Below are 17,310 nucleotides of genomic sequence, written 5' to 3'. Positions count from 1 at the left end.
GACCATGCCCGCCGCGCGCGAAGATATCAGGGACTTTCTGCGCCGGGCGCAGGCTTCGATCCTGGTGGAAGTGACGGGCGCGGCGGGCTCGACGCCGCGCGACACGGATGCCTTCATGCTGGTGTCGGAACGCGGCATCTTCGCGACGATCGGCGGCGGGCAGCTCGAATATATGGCGATCGACCATGCGCGGCGGGCGCTGCGCTTCAACGTCGCCGCCGAGCCGATGAACGTGCCGCTCGGCCCGGAAATCGGCCAGTGCTGCGGCGGCCGGGTCGGATTGACCTTCACGGCGGTGACGCCGCTGATTGCGCGTGACCTCATTGCCCGCAGCGATCGCGAAATGGCCTCGCGCCCGCATGTCTATGTCTTCGGTGCCGGCCATGTCGGCGATGCGCTCGCCATGGCGCTGTCGCTGGCGCCGCTCCGCGTCATTCTGGTGGATACCCGCGAGGACGAACTCATCGCCTCGACGGTGCCGCGCATCGAGACGTGCCTGACGGCGATGCCCGAGGCCGTGGTGCGCGACGCGCCTGCCGGCAGCAGTTTCGTGATCCTGACCCATGACCACGCACTGGATTTCCTGATCGCCGCCGAAGCGCTGAAGCGCCCGGATGCCGCCTATGTCGGCATGATCGGCTCGAAGACCAAACGCGCCACCTTCCGCAACTGGCTGTCGCGCGAAATCGGCCATCCCGATCTGTTCGAAAACCTCGTCTGCCCGATCGGCGGCACGGCGGTAAAGGACAAGCGCCCGGCCGTCATCGCGACGCTTGCGGCATCGGAGATCATGACGGCGGCGCTGACCTGGTCGGCCAAAAAAGGCCTTCAGTCCTCGTCGGCCGTTTCAACCGCCGGCTCCTCGCCAAGCAGCTTGCCGATCAGCCGCTGACATCGCTCGGCCATGAAGTCGATCATCAGGCGCACTTTCGGGTCCTGAAACCGCTTGTGCGGGTAGATGGCGGCGAGCTGCGCGGAGGCGGGCGGGGTTTCCTTGAGGATCTCCACCAGACGGCCGTCGGTCAGATGCGCCTTCACCTCGAACAGTGGCTTGTTGATGATGCCGCGACCCTCCAGCGCCCATTGCGTCAGCACGTCGCCGTCGTCGCTGTCATAGGGGCCGCCGACCTCGAATTTGCGCGGGCCTTCTGCGGTGACGAGCGTCCAGAAATATTCCTTCGAGCCGGGATAGCGCAGCAGGAGACACTCATGCTTGTCGGCGATCAGCGCATCGGCGCTTTTCGGTGTGCCGCGCCGCGCAAGGTACTCGGGAGAGGCGCAGAGCACGCGCTCGCATTTGAGGATACCGCGCATGCGCAGGTTGGAATCCTCGAGCACGCCCAGCTTGAAGGCGACATCGACGCCCTCGGCGAGGATATCGACATTGTGGTCCGACAGGCGCACACGCACCTCGATATCGGGGTATTTGTCGTGGAATTCCGGAATGCCGGAGGCGATCAGCCGGCGGCCGATGCCGAGCGGGGCGGTGATGCGCAGCGACCCCTTCGGGTTGCGCGAGAGGTCGGCGATGGCGGCTTCCGCCTCGTTGACGGCCTCGATGATCTTCACCGCGCCTTCGTAGAACACCCGGCCGTGCTCGGTCGGCGACAGCTTGCGCGTCGTGCGGTTGAACAGCCGCACGCCGAGATGGCGTTCGAGTTCCTTGATGCGATTGCTGGCGACCGCGGGGGTGACGCGCTGGTCGCGCCCCGCCGCCGAGAGGGTACCGAGTTCGACCACGCGAACGAAGACGCGCACATTATCGAGATAGGACATGGCCCTTTCTACCACATCGGCGTGCGGAGCAAAGTGGGGGGCATCTTTTAGTTTTTTTTGAAAGTGTTAGTGATTCACCGGGATTTCCTAGAAAATGACTTGATGGCATTCATTTCCGTGAAGATCGGGAGGAGGGTATCCCCATGTACGAATACGCCATTGCCTGGGATTGGGTCATGTTCGCGGTGCGCTGGCTGCATGTCATCACGGCCATCGCCTGGATTGGTTCATCGTTTTATTTCGTGGCGCTCGACCTTGGCCTGAAGAAGCATCCCGGCCTGCCGGCGGGTGCGCATGGCGAGGAATGGCAGGTGCACGGCGGTGGTTTCTACCACATCCAGAAGTACCTCGTGGCACCCGCCGCGATGCCGGAACATCTCGTGTGGTTCAAGTGGGAAAGCTATGCCACCTGGCTCTCGGGCTTCGCCATGCTCTGTCTCGTCTATTATGCGGGCGCCGACCTCTATCTCATCGACCCGAACGTGCTGAACGTCTCCAAGCCGGTGGCCATCGCCATCTCGCTCGGTTCGCTCGCCTTCGGCTGGATCATCTACGACCTGATCTGCAAGTCGCCGTTCGGCAACGACAACACGCGGCTGATGGTGGCGCTGTATTTCATCCTGGTCGCGGTCGCCTGGGGTTATACGCAGCTCTTCACCGGCCGCGCCGCCTTCCTGCATCTCGGCGCCTTCACGGCCACGATCATGTCGGCGAACGTGTTCTTCATCATCATGCCGAACCAGCGCATCGTCGTCGCCGACCTCATCGCCGGCCGCACGCCCGATCCGAAATACGGCAAGATTGCCAAGCAGCGCTCCACGCACAACAACTACCTGACGCTGCCCGTGCTGTTCCTGATGCTGTCGAACCACTATCCGCTGGCCTTCGGCACGGAGTTCAACTGGATCATCGCCTCGCTGGTCTTCCTGATGGGCGTCACGATCCGCCACTATTTCAACACGACCCATGCCGGCACGGGCAACCCGACCTGGACCTGGCTCGTCACCGCCCTGCTCTTCGTCGCCATCATGTGGCTCTCCACGGTGCCGAAGATCCTGACCGGTGAAGCGGCCGATGCTAAGCTCTCGGCCGCCCAGCAGCCCTTCGTGACGGCGGAAGCCTTCCCGAAGGTGCGCGATACGATCGCGGGCCGCTGCGCCATGTGCCACGCCAAGGAGCCGGGCTGGGAAGGTATGGTCACGCCGCCGAAGGGCGTGACGCTGGAAACCGACGGCGATATCGCCAAGCATGCCCGCGAAATTTATCTGCAGGCCGGCCGTTCGCATGCCATGCCGCCGGCCAACGTGACCCAGGTTTCGGACGAGGAGCGCAAGCTCTTCGTCGCCTGGTACGAGAGTGCCGTCAGCGGGGAGAAGACCCAATGACCGAGCGCCTGATCCGCGGACGGGTGCTGACCTTCGTCGCCGAGCCTCAGGGCATCGACGACACGGCTGCCTGGCGCTACTTCGAAGACGGCGCCGTCTTCGTGCGTGGCGGCAAGGTGGTGGACGCAGGCGATTATGCTGACATCAGCAAGCTTGCCGGCGCGGATGTCGAGGTGGCCGATCACCGGCCGAACCTCGTTCTGCCGGGCCTTATCGATACGCATTTGCACTTCCCGCAGACCCAGGCAATCGCTTCCTACGGTGCGCAGCTTCTCGAATGGCTGAACACCTACATCTTCGTCGAGGAGCAGAAATTCGCGAGCGAGGCCCACGCGGCCGCCGTGGCGGACCGCTTCATGGACGAGCTCCTGTCGAACGGCACCACCACCGCCGTCGCCTATTGTTCGGTGCATCCCGAAAGCGTCGACGCCTATTTCTCGGCGGCCGAAGCGCGCGGCATGCGCATGATCGGCGGCAAGGTGATGATGGATCGCAACGCGCCGGACGCGCTGCGCGACACGCCGCAACAGGGCTATGACGAGACCAAGGCCTTGATCGAGAAGTGGCACGGCCGCGGCCGCGCGCTCTATGCGATCAGCCCTCGTTTCGCCATCACCTCGACGCCGGAGCAGATGGAGATGAGCCAGGCGCTCGTCGCCGAACATCCGACCTGCTACGTCCAGACCCATCTTTCGGAAAACCACGACGAAATCGCCTTCGCGACCTCGCTCTATCCGGAGGCCAAGGACTATACGGACATCTATGCCCGTTACGGTCTCCTGAACGAGCGCATGCTGCTCGGCCACTGCATCCATTTGAGCGACCGCGAAATCGGCGTTCTCGCCGAAACCCGCAGTGTCGGCGTCTTCTGCCCGACCTCGAACCTGTTCCTGGGTTCTGGACTGTTCGACCGCGACCGGTTCGACAAGGCCGGTGCCCGCTGGTCGGTCGCGACCGATGTCGGCGCCGGCACAAGCTTTTCCATGCTGGAAACGATGGACGAGGCCTACAAGGTGCTGCACCTCCGGGGCCAGAAGCTGACGCCGTTCAACTCGTTCTATCGCATGACGCTCGGCAATGCCCGCGCGCTCGGCCTGGAGAACGAGATCGGTTCGCTGCATGCGGGGGCGGAGGCGGATATCGTCGTGCTGGATTCCAGCGGCAAATCGGCGATGGAATACCGCATGCGCACCGCGAAATCCCTGTTGGAAGAGCTGTTCATCCTCCAGACCATGGGTGACGACCGCTGTGTGGCCGAAGTCTATGTCGCCGGCAAGCCTATGAAGGCCAAGGGCAAGCGCGCAGCGGCGGCAAGCCGGTTGCTCGAAAACACCTGATTATTTGACGATGCAGACACCATTCGCGCCGCCGTGTCCCGTATAGGAGACGGCGGCCGAACCATCCGGGTTGATGGAGAGCGAGACCGTCACCCCGTGGCCCTTGGCCTCGTAGTAATTGTCGTTGAAGACGTGAAGTTTCGCTTCCTTGCCATTGATATAGATCGGCCCGCCCTCGTCGGCATGCACCTCGATATTGCCGGGGCAAGTGGCATTGACGAGCGGGATTTTCGCGAAAGCCGGGCTTGCAACAAACAGCGCTGCGGCAACGGCAAAACGGGCTTTGGTCATCGGCAAATCCTTTCGTGATATCGCCGCAAGACTGGCACTCGTGCCGGTGAAGTCAAGCGCGTTTCACCCGCCCGCCCATCGCCTTGGTCAATCCTTCCGCCGCCGCGCGCACGACGGGGCCGAGCGCATCGACCTTGCTGTCGGGCAGGCGCACCGCCGGCCCGGAGACGGAAATGCCGGCGACGGCCTCGCCATATTCGTCATAGATCGGCGCGGCGACGCAGCGCATGCCGAGCGTGTGTTCCTCGTCATCGATGGAGAAGCCGCGGGCGCGAATTTTTTCGATATCGGCGAGCAGCAAGGGCACGCTGTCGCGGGTCTTGTCGGTGAAATGGGCGAGCGTGCGGCCGGCCAGCAGCGCTTCGATGCGGGCATCCTGCCAGGTGGAAAGGATCGCCTTGCCGATGCCCGAGGCATGGATCGGCCCGCGCCGGCCGGGACGGAAGAAGGCGCGCATCGGCGCATGGCTTTCGACCTGCGAGATGAAGACCACGTCGCCGTCGTCCTCGATGGCGATGTTGGCGGTCTCGCCGCAGCCTTCCATCAATTGTTTGAGGAAGGGACGGCTGATCGTGCCGAGCTTGCGGAAACGCAGATAGGCGGTGCCGATCTCGAAGGCTTTTACGCCGATCGTCCAGGCGCCGGTCTCGCCGTCATGGGTCACCATGCCGTGCTGGGCAAGCGAGGTCAGCAGCCGGTGTACGGTGGAGGGCGCCATGCCGGACTGGTCGGCAAGGTCGGTCAGGCCCGCGCCATCCGCCTGCGCCACGAGATCCAGCAGTTTCAGACTCCTGTCCAGCACCTGTACTGAAGACGGTGCGGCGTCTGCCGCCGGTTTTCGGCCGGGCCGCCCGCGTGTCTTTTCCTGATGCTCCGCCATGATTTTCTCCCTCGTCGCCGCATCATTCCATATCTCGCCTCAGGGGATTGTTCCAGATTCGTTGAAAATGTTTATTTCCATCTGATGGGATCGATTTCCATTTTATGATTGCACGTCGAACGGAATCCGCTACCTTCCATCCCAAGAGACGGAGGAAAAACCCATGGCAAAAATGCGTGCTGTCGATGCAGCGGTTCTGGTTCTGGAGAAGGAAGGCATCGATTGCGCCTTCGGCGTTCCGGGGGCTGCAATCAATCCCTTCTATTCGGCGCTGAAGGCCCGCGGCACGGTCCGCCACATCCTCGCCCGTCATGTCGAAGGCGCAAGCCATATGGCCGAAGGCTATACCCGTGCCCGCGCCGGCAATATCGGCCTGTGCATCGGCACCTCCGGTCCCGCCGGCACCGACATGATCACCGGCCTCTATTCGGCCCAGGCAGACTCGATCCCGATCCTCTGCGTCACCGGCCAGGCGCCGCGCGCCCGCCTCGACAAGGAAGATTTCCAGGCGGTCGATATCGCCAAGATCGCCGCCCCCGTTACCAAGTGGGCCGTCACGGTCATGGAACCGGGCCTCGTTCCCTATGTCTTCCAGAAGGCGTTCCACACGATGCGTTCGGGCCGTCCCGGTCCCGTTCTGGTCGACCTGCCGATCGACGTCCAGCTCGCCGAGATCGAGTTCGACATCGACGCCTACGAGCCGCTGACGCCCTACAAGCCGGCCGCGACCCGCGCCCAGGCCGAAAAGGCCCTGACGATGCTCAACGCGGCCCAGCGCCCGCTGATCGTCGCGGGCGGCGGTATCATCAATGCCAATGCCTCCGACCTCTTGGTCGAGCTTGCCGAAATCACCGGCGTCCCCGTCATCCCGACCCTGATGGGCTGGGGCGCGATCCCGGACGACCACCCGCTGATGGCCGGCATGTGCGGCCTGCAGACCTCGCACCGCTACGGCAATGCGACGCTGCTCGCCTCGGACTTCGTCTTCGGCATCGGCAACCGCTGGGCCAACCGCCACACCGGCAACATCCCGACCTACACGGAAGGGCGCACGTTCGTTCACGTCGACATCGAGCCGACCCAGATCGGTCGCGTCTTCACGCCCGACCTCGGCATCGTCTCGGATGCGGGTGCTGCCCTGCAGGTCTTCGTCGAGGTTGCGACCGAATGGAAGGCTGCCGGCAAGTTGCGCGACTGGTCCAACTGGGCCGGCGAGTGCCAGGACCGCAAGCGCACCATGCTGCGCAAGACGCACTTCGACCAGATGCCGCTGAAGCCGCAGCGCGTCTATGAAGAGATGAACAAGGCCTTCGACCGCGACACCTGCTATGTCTCGACCATCGGCCTTTCCCAGATCGCCGGCGCGCAGTTACTGCATGTCTATAAGCCGCGCAACTGGATCAACTGCGGCCAGGCCGGCCCGCTCGGCTGGACGCTGCCGGCAGCGCTCGGTGTCCGCGCCGCCGATCCGGACCGCAAGATCGTTGCGCTCTCGGGCGACTACGACTTCCAGTTCATGATCGAGGAACTGGCCGTCGGCGCCCAGCACAAGCTGCCCTACCTGCATGTCGTCGTGAACAACTCGTATCTCGGCCTCATCCGCCAGGCACAGCGCGGCTTCAACATGGACTTCGAGGTCTCGCTCGCCTTCGACAACATCAATGCGACGGGCGATTCGGAAGCCGGCTACGGTGTCGATCACGTCGCGGTTGCCGAAGGTCTCGGCTGCAAGGCGATCCGCGTCCGCAGTGCCAACGAGTTCCAGGAAGCCTTCAACACGGCTGAGAAGCTGATGAAGGAACACCAGGTTCCCGTCGTCATCGAGTTCATCCTCGAGCGCGTCACCAACATCGCCATGGGCGCTGACATCAACGCCGTCGTCGAGTTCGAGGAACTGGCCGAGCGCGGTGAAGACGCACCGACCGCGACGCTTGCCGCACTGCTCGATTAAGGACAGGCAAATCCGGGGAGGCCGCGCCGCGGCTTCCCTGGAAACGCACCGGAATAAAGGGAGACGACCATGCCGAAATTTGCGGCCAACCTGACCATGCTCTTCAACGAGGCGCCCTTCATGGAGCGCTTCGCCCTCGCCGCCAAGGCGGGTTTCGAAGGGGTCGAATATCTCTTCCCCTACGATTTCGACAAGGATGCGATCCGCGCCGAACTCGACAAACACGGCCTGACGCAGGTGCTGCACAACCTGCCGGCCGGCAACTGGGCCGGCGGCGAACGCGGCATCGCGGTCCTGCCGGATCGTGTAGATGAATTCCGCGAGGGCGTCGCCAAGGCGATCGATTACGCGACGACGCTCGGCTGCAAGCAGATCAACTGCTTGTCGGGCATAGCGCCGGCCGGCGTATCTGACAGCGTGCTGCGCGCCACCTTCGTCGCCAACCTGAAGCTGGCGGCGGCCGAACTCGGCAAGCACGACATCAAGCTCTTGATCGAGCCGATCAACCACTTCGACATTCCGGGCTTCTACCTCAACACCCCGGACCAGGCGGCCTCGATCATCGCGGACGTCGGTTCCGACAACCTCTACATCCAGTACGACCTCTACCACCAGCAGCGTACCGAGGGCGAGCTGATCGGCACGTTCAAGAAGCACCAGGGGAAAATCCCCCATGTGCAGCTTGCCGACAATCCGGGCCGCAACGAACCGGGCACCGGCGAGATCGCCTATGGCTTCGTGTTCAAGACGCTCGACGCGCTCGGCTACGACGGCTGGATCGGCTGCGAATACAAGCCCCGCACGACCACCGAGGAAGGTCTCGGCTGGCTCGCTGAAGTCGGTCGCTGAACAAGCAATACTTTTAGATTGGGAGACAAAATCATGGCAAATATCGGTTTCATCGGCCTCGGCATCATGGGCACCCCCATGGCACGCCACCTTCAGAATGCCGGCCACACGGTCATCACCTCGAAGTTCTTCATCCCGCCGCACAAGGATCTGGTCGATAACGGCCTGCAGATCGTCGACAGCCCGAAGGCGCTGGCCGAGACCGTCGACACGATCATCCTCATGCTGCCCGACACCCCGGAAGTGCAGGACGTTCTGTTCGGCGAAAACGGTGTCGCCCTCGGCCTCAAGGCCGGCAAGCTCGTCATCGACATGAGCTCGATCTCGCCGATCGCCACCAAGGAATTCGCCAAGAAGGTCCGTGAAACCGGTGCCGAATATGTCGACGGTCCGGTCTCGGGCGGCGAAGTCGGCGCCAAGAATGCCTCGCTCTCCATCATGGCCGGCGGTTCGCAGGAAAGCTTCGACCGGGCGCTGCCGCTCTTCCAGCTGATGGGCAAGAACATCACGCTCGTCGGCGATTGCGGCGATGGTCAGGTGACCAAGGTCGCCAACCAGATCATCGTCGCTCTCACCATCGAAGCGGTTGCCGAAGCCCTCGTCTTCGCCTCGAAGGCCGGCGCCGATCCGGCCCGCGTTCGCGAGGCGCTGATGGGCGGCTTTGCCTCCTCGCGCATTCTCGAAGTGCATGGCGACCGCATGGTCAAGCGTACTTTCGATCCTGGCTTCCGCATCTCGCTGCACCAGAAGGACCTCAACCTGGCTCTCCAGGGCGCCAAGGCGCTGGGCGTTTCGCTGCCCAACACCGCCTCGACGCAGGAACTCTTCAACCAGTGCGCCGCCCATGGCGATGCCGGCCTCGATCACTCAGGTCTCGTCACGGCGCTGGAGCGCATGGCGAACCACGCCGTCGCATGACGGCCTGACCGGGCGGGGAGGGGAGCCCCGCCCGGTCACCCTTTCGGAGGAGGAGACATGACCCCTCATCCCGCCGCGTCGTTACTCATCCGAGGGACGGCGCCGGCTTGCGGATGAGGGGTTATGTTTTATAAGACCTGCGCACCGCAGATTTGGAGGAACCGATGCCCGCTATCGCAGACCCGCGCGCCTTTCTCGAAACCCTGTTCTCCGTCGCGGTCGCCGCTGCCGACCCGGACAAGGTTCTGGCCGCCAACCTGCCGGAAAAGCCGAAGGGCCGAACGGTGGTGATCGGCGCCGGCAAGGGCGCCGCGCAGATGGCCCGGGCCTTCGAGCGCCTGTGGGATGCGCCGCTGACCGGCGTCGTCGTCACGCGCTACGGCTATGCCGTGCCCTGCGAACGCATCGAGGTTCTGGAAGCTGCCCATCCGGTGCCTGACGACAGCGGCCTGCTCGCCTCCGGCCGGCTGATGGCCGCCGTGCGTGGCCTCACCGAAGACGACCTCGTCGTCGCGCTGGTCTGCGGCGGCGGCTCGGCCCTGCTGCCCGCACCCGCCGGCGACCTGACGCTGGCCGACGAGATCGCCGTCAACAAGGCGCTCTTGGCCTCCGGTGCGCCGATCAGCGCCATGAACGCCGTGCGCAAGCAGGTCTCGCGTATCAAGGGCGGCCGGCTTGCCGCCCTTGCGCACCCGGCGCGTGTCGTCTCGCTGGTCGTTTCCGATATTCCCGGCGACAATCCGGCGCTTGTCGCCTCCGGCCCGACCATCGCCGACGCCACCACGCGCGCCGACGCGCTGCGCCTCATCGAGCGCTACCGCCTCGACCTGCCCGAAGCCGTCATGCGCCATATTCGTGACGGCAAGGACGAGCCGCCGCTGCCGAGCGACGCGTGTTTTGCCCGCAACGAGGTGAAGCTGGTCGCCTCCGCCGCCGTGTCTCTCGAAGCGGCTGCCGAAGCCGCCCGCAAGGCCGGTATCGAGGCTGTCATCCTCTCCGATGCCATCGAGGGCGAGGCCTCCGAAGTCGGCCGCGTGCACGCCGCCATCGCCGCTGAAGTCGTGCGCCGCGACCGGCCGTTCACAAAGCCCGTCGTCATCCTCTCGGGCGGCGAGACCACCGTGACGATCAAGGGCAAGGGCAAGGGTGGCCGCAACGGTGAATTCCTGCTCTCCTTCGCCTGCGCCGCCGACGGCCTCGAAGGCCTTTACGCCCTTGCTGCCGATACGGACGGTATAGACGGTTCGGAAGACAATGCCGGCGCCTTCGCCGACGGCACCACCGTCGCGCGCCTCGCCGACAAGGGCAAGGACGCCGCTGAATTCCTGTCGCGCAATGACAGCTGGACGGTCTTCGACGCGCTCGGCGACCTCTTCGTGCCCGGCCCGACCGGGACGAATGTCAACGACTTCAGGGCGATCCTCATTCAATAGCCCGAACGAAAACAGCCCCGGCTTGCCGGGGCTGTTTTGTTTTGACGTTTTCTCTTTTCCGTTGCCTCCCCACCAACGTCATCCTCGGGCTTGACGCGAGGATCGACGCCCCACCCGCAGCGGGTGGATGCTCGGGTCAAGCCCGAGCATGACGGAGAAGAAGGCGCGGACTTTAAGCGGCCGGCTGCTTGGTCTTGCGCAGGTAGGGCAGAACCGTGTCGAACGAGCCGAAGCGGGCGATGGCGTCTTCGTTGGAGACGGCGGCGGTGATGATGACGTCGTCGCCCTGCTGCCAGTTGGCCGGCGTTGCAACCTGGTGCTTGCTGGTGAGCTGGATCGAATCGATCGCGCGCAGGATTTCAGCGAAGTTGCGGCCCGTGGTCATCGGATAGGTGAGGATCAGCTTGATCTTCTTGTCCGGGCCGATGACGAAGACGGAGCGAACCGTGGCGTTGTCGGCGGGCGTGCGGCCCTCCGAGCTATCGCCGGCGGCGGCCGGCAGCATGTCGTAGAGCTTGGCGACCGCGAGGTCCTTGTCGCCGATCAGCGGATAGTCGACGTCGAAGCCGGTGGCAGTGCGGATGTCGGCCTTCCACTTGCCGTGGCTTTCGACCGGATCGACCGAGATGCCGATGATCTTGACGCCGCGCTTGCGGAACTCGCCTTCGAGGCCGGCCATGGCGCCGAGCTCGGTGGTGCAGACCGGAGTGAAGTTCTTGGGGTGCGAGAAGAGCACGGCCCAGCCATTGCCGATCCACTCATGGAAATTGATCGTGCCGGCGGTGGTTTCGGCGGTGAAATCAGGAGCGATGTCGTTGATGCGAAGGCTCATGGGGGTGGTCCTCTCTGTCGTGCGGGGCCGCAGGCAGAGCCCGCGAAACGTGTATCCGGGCGGTTAGATAGACCGAAAATCCCGGCTTGCCTATAGCGGCAGGGTGCCGCCGCTGGGGACCGGCGAGCGCATCTTTGCGCCGTTCTTGCTGCCGCAAACACGGCTTTCGGCAAGTCCCGCGCTCTGCGCCAAACCGTTCCGCCAAGCCGCCTCCGGGTGGAAAGGCGATTTTATTTTACCGGACAGGCAAAACGGCCCTATTCGCCGATTTCGGCGCGTCCGCTTGTCAGATCGACGATCAGCCGCAGTGTCTCTTCCGCCCGCTCCGAGGGAATGCGGAAAAACAGACGCGCACCGCTGTCATGGAAAACCTCGTCGTCGATCATCAAGCCCGGCAGCGCCGCAAGCCGTGCCTTCACCAGTGCCAGATCGGAAAAGCCGAGCGAGACGGAGAGCGCCGCGCGCTCGACATATTCCGTTTTGGTCGCCGCCCGCAGGCAAAGGGATGCCGTGCCGCCATAGGCGCGCATCAGCCCGCCGCTGCCGAGAAGAATGCCGCCGAACCAGCGCGTGACGACGACCAGCGTGCGATCGAGCGCCTGGCCGTCGATGGCCTGCAGGATCGGCTTGCCCGCCGTACCGCTCGGCTCGCCGTCGTCACTGAACCGATAGGCCTGGCCGATGCGCCAGGCCCAGCAATTGTGGTTCGCCGAAAGGTCGGAAACCTCCGCCAAGCGTGCCTTTGCCTCGGCTTCGGTCTCGACCGGGCAGGCGATTGCCAGGAACCGGCTCTTGCGGATCTCCTGCTCGAAATGCTCGGTCTGGTCCAGCGTGTACAAGGGGGCGGCGTCCATTCGGGTTACCGCCTCCTAGCCGTTCGGAGGCCTCGACGGCAAGTGTAGAATAATGCACCAATTCTATAGACTATTGACAGTCGCCACGATTTCGCCATGATGCTTGCCGGGACGTTAAAAACGGGAATTGCACATGATGTATCTCGGCGGCGTGACGCTTGGCTATTTCAACCTCTATCCGGTCGGCTTCCAGCCGAAGGAAGAAAAATCCGTGCAGGCCGACACGGCTGGCAGCGTCACTGAGGAGCGCCTGCCGCTTGAAGGCAGCCGCCTTTCCTCCGCGCGCCGCCCAGTGCAGTGGCCGCTGCATGTCTTCTTCTGACGGCCAGCCTACAGGAAATGATGGATGATTTCCTGTAGTCGGGTTTTGCCGACCCGATCGGGAACGGAACGCATCGGCCGGCTTTCGCCAGTAGCGTTCATCCTGTGTTAAGGTTTTGTAGACAAATTGCGTGAGACGGCGGAAGACCGCCCCGTCGGCGCCATCATCGACCGTTTGCAAGGCCTGCTCATGTTTCCGGACGATCCGGTTTTCCTCCTGTCGATGGTTGTCGCCACGCTCGGCCGTTCCAGTGAACTGGACGCACTTTTCGCCTCGCTTGCCGCCTTCGGCCGGCGCGATTTCGAGGTCATCCTCGTCGACCAGAACAGAGACGATCGCCTCGTTCCCATCGTTGCCGCCTGGGCCGACCGCTTGATGATCCGCCATCTCAGGACCGACCGTCCCGGCGTCTGCCGCGCCCGCAATCTGGGCGCTGCCGAGGCGCGTGGCACATGGCTGATCTTCCCCGACGACGACTGCTGGTATCCTGCCGATCTCCTGAAGCGTTTCGATGCCATCTCTGCCGCGGAACCTGCGGATTTCTATTGCGGCCGTGCCGTCAATGCCGAAGGCGAGACCATCATGGGGCGGTTTTCACTGGAGCCGCAGCCGATCGTGCGGGACAATGTCTGGACGACGCTGATCGAATGGATGCTGTTCGTCCGCCGCGAAGCCTTTGCCAAGGCGGGTGGGTTCGATGCGCGCATCGGTCCCGGTTCCGGCACGCCCTGGGGCGCCTATGAGGTGCAGGATCTCGCCCTGAACCTCCTGTCGAACGGCGCGAAGGGCCGTTACGACCCTGCACTCGCCGGCCACCATCCCGATGACCGCCTGCTCGCCGAAACGCCCGACGGTGCGCGCAAAATGCGCATCTACGGCGCCGGCCTCGGCTACGTCATGCGCAAACATGGTTACCGCTTTCTGGACTACCTGCCCCATCTCCTGCGCCCCATCGCCGGCATGGCGGTTTTTGCGCTGACAGGCCGTTCCGCGCGTGCCCGCCGCTCGCGGGAAATCCTGGCCGGCCGCTGGTCCGGCTGGCGCTCGGCCCCCTCGGGAACGACGATATCTTAAGGGTTTCGCTCTAGCGTTCCCCGCTGAAGAACCGCGGCGTTTCCGCGGTCGCATGCGGCGGATGGAACGACCGATGAGCAAGGGCATTATGTCCAATTCGATCATGAACGCGGCGGCGGGAATGCTGCTGCTGGTGACGGGCTTTGCCTGTTCGATCCTCGTGGCGCGCCTGCTCGGGCCGGAGGCGAATGGCACGATTGCGTTTGCGCTGTGGATCGGCGCCACTGGCGCGCTGGTCGCCGAGCTCGGCACGGGCGTGCTGCTTCTCCGCCTCCTGCCGCAACTCAAGGCGCGCGGCGTCGATGAGGTGGGCCGGCGCGGCTTTGCGGCCTATCTCGCGCTGCCGGTCATCGCCTCCACGCTGCTGCTCGTCGCGCTTTATTTCGGTCTCTCCTTCAAGACCCCGCTGCTCTACGGTACCGATGTCACGACGGGCATCGTCGTGCTCACGGCCGCCCTGCTGCTCATCCAGTCGATTGGATCGTTTTCCAAGAATTTCCTGATCGGCGAACAGCGCGTCGGTACCTTCTTCCGCATCACGGCGCTCTCCTCCGTGCTCCAGATGAGTTTCGTCATCGCCGGAGCGGCCTTCTACGGCATCGATGGGGCTCTGTTCGGTTACATTGCCGGCCAGTGCGTGCAGTTCCTCTACACGCTCGGCCTGTTCGGCGTGCGCCGCGACAATGCCGGCTACCGCCGCCGGTATCTGCTCGCCACCTCGGCGGTGCTGTTCTTCGAATATGTCGTCAGCGCCATCTTTTTGAGCCGCCCGGAACTGTTCTTCCTGCAGCATTTCCGCTCGCTCGGCGAAGTCGGCTACTATGCCGTGGCGCTGTCGCTCGCCAATCTGGCGCTGCAGCTCCCCGTGCAGCTGACGGGCAGCCTCCTGCCCTACTATGCCGAGCGGCGCGAAGCCTCCGGCGGCACGGTGCATGTCGCGGTGTTCGACGGCGTGGTGCGCAGCTTCGCCTATATCACCTTTCCGCTGTGCTTCGGCCTTGCGGCCATCGCCCATCCGCTGGTGACGGCGGTCTATGGCGCCCCCTTTGCCGAGGCCGGGCTGGTCGTCGCGATCCTCGCGGCGGGGTCTCCGGCCTATGTGCTCGGCCAGCTCATCACGCAATATCTCTATTCCATGGACCGGGTGAAAATCCGGCTTGCCGCCTCGGGCATCGGCGCCACGCTGATGGTCGTGGGCTGCCTTCTCGTCGTGCCGACCTGGGGCGGGGCAGGGGCTGCGACCGTGCGCGGCGTGGTCTTTGCCGTTATCGCCGTGCTGCTTCTGACCGGCGTCGGCCGCGGCGCCATGTCGGCGCAGCTGCCGGGCGTGCTGATCAAGGTGGCGTTGGCGGGGGCGGGCTGCGGCCTCGCCGCCTGGCCGGTCGCCGAGGAGATCGGCGGCTTTGTCGGCGTGGCTGCCGGCATTCTGGCCGGCGCCGTCGCCTATGCGGCGCTGCTGCGCCTGCTGCGCGCCGTGCCGCCGGAGGATGGCGCGGTCATCGACGGCATGCTGAAATCGTTGCCGATGAAACCCGGCCGCATCGCGCGCCGGCTGCTGGCCTTCGTGGTGCCGATACCGGCCGCCCAGCCAGCGGGGGAATGAGGGGGACGCATGTATCGGAGCGAGGAGAACAGCGAGGCAATGGCTGAGCAGGTCACCAGATCCGCCTGGCATTCCGGTGAGGCGGCGCATCCCGTCGTCTTCGGCGGAACCGTCGGCCTCTACACGCCGCCGGCTGCCGGTAGCCTGCTCTCGGATGCCGCCGTGCTGTTTCTCAGCCCCTGGGGCTTCGAGGAGATGTGCACGCGCAAACTCTGGCGCCTACTCGCCGAACGCGCAGCAGCGCTCGGTCTGTCCAGTCTGCGCTTCGATTATCCGGGCACGGGCGATGCGCTCGATCTTGTCGAGCCGGCCGGTCTCGGCGCCTGGGATGACAGCATCGTCGAGGCCGCCCGCACGCTGCGCCGCTTCTCCGGCGCCCGCCGGCTGGTGCTGATCGGCCATGGTCTCGGCGCCACCTTTGCCGCGCGGCTGGGCACGGTGCTCGGTGCCGAAGCCGCCGTGCTGATGGCGCCCGTCGTCAGCGGCCGTTTCTACCTGCGCGAACTCTCCGCCTGGTCGAAGATGGTCGATGAAGGCCTGGGCCTGCGGCAGGAGCAGCGTATTACGACGGGCACCGCCATTGCCGGCCTCGTCCTGCCGGAAAAGATCGCCGAGACCGTGCGCGGCCTCAATCTCGAGCGGCTGGAATCCCAGCCTTTCGCCAGGGCGCTCGTCGTGGAGCGGCCAGGGCGGGAGAAGGATGCGGCATTCGCCAGCCATCTCGCCACGCTGGGCACCACGGTCTCCCGGTTGGATTATTCCGGCTATGACGATCTCGTTTCCAACCCCACGCTGGCGCACCAGCCGCTGGCGGTGATCGAGGGCGTTGCGGAATGGCTTGCGCAGCTTGCCTATAAAGGCGCGAACGCGGACGCATCGGAGCCTTTGCCGGGCGCGGTCCATCTGGCCGGCGACGGTTTCATCGAGGAGCCGCTGCGGTTCGGCGACAATGCCCGCCTGTTCGGTACGCTCTGCCTGCCGGACGGTCCACGGCGCGGCGCAACGGTCCTGCTGTTCGGCACCGCCTATGACCGGCAGGCCGGCTGGGCGCGGGGCGTGACGGAAACGGCGCGGCGCCTTGCCGCAAACGGTATTGCCTCGCTGCGCTTCGATGCCGCAAATGTCGGCGACAGCCCGCCGGTACCCGCAGCACCCGAACAGGTGCAATACAGCGATGCGCAGCTTGCCGATGCGCGCGCCGCGCTCGATCTTCTTGCGGAACGCGGTCTCGGGCCGGTCGTTGCGGCGGGGCGGTGCAGCGGCGCCTATCTCGCCTTCCGCGCCGCTGTCGATGACCGCCGTATCGCTGCCGTCGTGCCGGTCAATGCCTATACGTTCCGCTGGGATCCGGACATGTCGGTGGATGAGGCGCTCAAGGTCAATCCGCGTTCGCTCGACGATTATCGCCAGCGCCTGTTCGATCCGGCGACCTTCCGCCGGCTTTTTGCCGGAGAGATCAATCTCGGCCGGGCGCTCACCAATGTCGGCCTGCAGGTGATTCGCCGGCTCGTCGCGCTGGCGCCCGGTCTTTTCGGCCGCTTCACCCGCGCTGGCCGACTGAGCCTGGCGGCGCATGGCGATTTCCACGACCTCGCAGTCCGCAAAGTTCCCGTCCTGCTGATCTACAGCGAAGGCGATGTCGGGCTGGAGCGTTTAAAACTCGATTTCGGACGCCGGGGTCTCTCGCACCACGGCAATGTCACGGTCGAGACGATCCCTGACGCCGATCACAACCTGTCGCCGCCCCAGGCGCAGGCTGCCTATCGCGCGCTGCTGCTCAATGCGGCCTTGAAGGCCGGCTGATC

At 64.7% G+C, this 17,310-nt stretch carries 16 protein-coding genes; 11 read left to right on the top strand and 5 right to left on the bottom strand.

Annotated elements, in window-relative coordinates:
* Positions 1 to 4: 4 nt before the first annotated feature.
* Positions 5 to 892 carry a xanthine dehydrogenase accessory protein XdhC gene (gene xdhC / locus AC27VQ_RS18235; RefSeq protein ID WP_488717386.1) on the top strand — a complete coding sequence of 296 codons (888 nt, stop codon included), beginning with the start codon at positions 5 to 7 and terminating at the stop codon, positions 890 to 892.
* Here xdhC and AC27VQ_RS18230 read toward each other — a convergent pair.
* Entirely contained in the window at positions 829 to 1,776 is a 948-nt protein-coding gene (locus AC27VQ_RS18230) for a LysR family transcriptional regulator (protein WP_488717385.1), read from the bottom strand. The genes xdhC and AC27VQ_RS18230 overlap by 64 nt on opposite strands.
* 143 nt (positions 1,777 to 1,919) lie before the next feature.
* Between AC27VQ_RS18230 and AC27VQ_RS18225 the strand changes: the two genes are divergently transcribed.
* Positions 1,920 to 3,161: a urate hydroxylase PuuD gene (locus tag AC27VQ_RS18225; protein WP_488717384.1), complete on the top strand. Its 1,242-nt coding sequence runs from the start codon at positions 1,920 to 1,922 to the stop codon at positions 3,159 to 3,161.
* The gene (gene guaD, locus AC27VQ_RS18220) at positions 3,158 to 4,498 is read left to right on the top strand and encodes a guanine deaminase (RefSeq protein WP_488717383.1); all 1,341 of its coding nucleotides are present in this window, start codon (positions 3,158 to 3,160) and stop codon (positions 4,496 to 4,498) included. Before AC27VQ_RS18225 ends, guaD begins: the two co-directional genes overlap by 4 nt.
* Here the strand turns inward: guaD and AC27VQ_RS18215 are convergent, their stop codons facing one another.
* Both AC27VQ_RS18215 and bhcR read right to left on the bottom strand, forming a co-directional pair.
* On the bottom strand, positions 4,499 to 4,789 hold the full coding sequence (locus AC27VQ_RS18215; RefSeq protein WP_488717382.1) for a hypothetical protein: 291 nt from the start codon (positions 4,787 to 4,789) through the stop codon (positions 4,499 to 4,501).
* 52 nt (positions 4,790 to 4,841) lie between these two features.
* The gene (gene bhcR / locus AC27VQ_RS18210) at positions 4,842 to 5,669 is read right to left on the bottom strand and encodes an HTH-type transcriptional regulator BhcR (RefSeq protein ID WP_488717381.1); all 828 of its coding nucleotides are present in this window, start codon (positions 5,667 to 5,669) and stop codon (positions 4,842 to 4,844) included.
* Positions 5,670 to 5,832: 163 nt separating this feature from the next.
* Between bhcR and gcl the strand changes: the two genes are divergently transcribed.
* The 4 genes from gcl (at position 5,833) to AC27VQ_RS18190 (ending at position 10,820) form a co-directional block, all read left to right on the top strand.
* On the top strand, positions 5,833 to 7,620 hold the full coding sequence (gene gcl, locus AC27VQ_RS18205; protein ID WP_488717380.1) for a glyoxylate carboligase: 1,788 nt from the start codon (positions 5,833 to 5,835) through the stop codon (positions 7,618 to 7,620).
* Between the two features lie 69 nt (positions 7,621 to 7,689).
* Positions 7,690 to 8,469, top strand: a complete 780-nt coding sequence (gene hyi / locus AC27VQ_RS18200) for a hydroxypyruvate isomerase (protein ID WP_488717379.1) — start codon at positions 7,690 to 7,692, stop codon at positions 8,467 to 8,469.
* Between the two features lie 33 nt (positions 8,470 to 8,502).
* A complete protein-coding gene (locus AC27VQ_RS18195; protein ID WP_117367240.1) occupies positions 8,503 to 9,387 on the top strand; it encodes a 2-hydroxy-3-oxopropionate reductase in 885 nt (294 codons plus the stop codon).
* 164 nt (positions 9,388 to 9,551) lie between these two features.
* A complete protein-coding gene (locus AC27VQ_RS18190) occupies positions 9,552 to 10,820 on the top strand; it encodes a glycerate kinase type-2 family protein (RefSeq protein WP_488717378.1) in 1,269 nt (422 codons plus the stop codon).
* Between the two features lie 172 nt (positions 10,821 to 10,992).
* On the opposite strand, the gene AC27VQ_RS18185 is transcribed toward AC27VQ_RS18190, so the two are convergent.
* A complete protein-coding gene (locus AC27VQ_RS18185; protein ID WP_313532618.1) occupies positions 10,993 to 11,652 on the bottom strand; it encodes a peroxiredoxin in 660 nt (219 codons plus the stop codon).
* A 257-nt stretch (positions 11,653 to 11,909) separates the two neighbouring features.
* Positions 11,910 to 12,491 carry an IMPACT family protein gene (locus AC27VQ_RS18180; RefSeq protein WP_488717432.1) on the bottom strand — a complete coding sequence of 194 codons (582 nt, stop codon included), beginning with the start codon at positions 12,489 to 12,491 and terminating at the stop codon, positions 11,910 to 11,912.
* 148 nt (positions 12,492 to 12,639) lie between these two features.
* Here AC27VQ_RS18180 and AC27VQ_RS18175 point away from each other — a divergent pair, with 148 nt between their 5' ends.
* The 4 genes from AC27VQ_RS18175 to AC27VQ_RS18160 all read left to right on the top strand — a co-directional run bounded on the left by AC27VQ_RS18175 (position 12,640) and on the right by AC27VQ_RS18160 (position 17,308).
* Positions 12,640 to 12,828, top strand: a complete 189-nt coding sequence (locus tag AC27VQ_RS18175) for a hypothetical protein (protein WP_488717377.1) — start codon at positions 12,640 to 12,642, stop codon at positions 12,826 to 12,828.
* A gap of 126 nt (positions 12,829 to 12,954) precedes the next feature.
* Positions 12,955 to 13,902 carry a glycosyltransferase family 2 protein gene (locus AC27VQ_RS18170; RefSeq protein ID WP_488717376.1) on the top strand — a complete coding sequence of 316 codons (948 nt, stop codon included), beginning with the start codon at positions 12,955 to 12,957 and terminating at the stop codon, positions 13,900 to 13,902.
* A 73-nt stretch (positions 13,903 to 13,975) separates the two neighbouring features.
* Positions 13,976 to 15,505, top strand: a complete 1,530-nt coding sequence (locus AC27VQ_RS18165) for a lipopolysaccharide biosynthesis protein (protein ID WP_488717375.1) — start codon at positions 13,976 to 13,978, stop codon at positions 15,503 to 15,505.
* A gap of 39 nt (positions 15,506 to 15,544) precedes the next feature.
* Positions 15,545 to 17,308 carry an alpha/beta hydrolase gene (locus AC27VQ_RS18160; RefSeq protein WP_488717374.1) on the top strand — a complete coding sequence of 588 codons (1,764 nt, stop codon included), beginning with the start codon at positions 15,545 to 15,547 and terminating at the stop codon, positions 17,306 to 17,308.
* Positions 17,309 to 17,310 lie beyond the last annotated feature (2 nt).

The organism is Shinella sp. 20P9.1.1, from assembly GCF_057798995.1.
Note: the sequence above shows the minus strand (reverse complement) of the source record. Positions and strands in the feature narration are given on the sequence as shown.